The following is a 249-nucleotide window of genomic DNA, read 5'->3' on the forward strand; positions in this document are numbered from 1 at the left end:
GCGACGATCACCGGCAGGCCGGTTTCCTGTGCCAGCAGCTTGTCCAGGTCGCGCAGCAGCGCGCCACCGCCGGTCAACACCAGGCCGCGCTCGGCGATATCCGAGGCCAGCTCCGGCGGCGATTGCTCGAGGGCGCTCTTGACCGCTTGGACGATGGTCGCCAGGGACTCCTGCAGGGCCTCGAGGACCTCGTTGGAGTTCAGGGTGAAGCTGCGCGGTACGCCTTCGGCCAGGTTGCGGCCGCGGACG

General features: G+C 69.9%; 1 protein-coding gene. It reads right to left on the bottom strand.

The window, feature by feature from the left end; all coding sequences use genetic code 11:
- A partial coding sequence (locus ACNQO6_RS18470; RefSeq protein ID WP_440209916.1) for a rod shape-determining protein occupies positions 1-249 on the bottom strand: 249 nt, incomplete at both ends.

This window comes from Acinetobacter calcoaceticus, from assembly GCF_051947995.1.
GTDB lineage: Bacteria > Pseudomonadota > Gammaproteobacteria > Pseudomonadales > Moraxellaceae > Acinetobacter.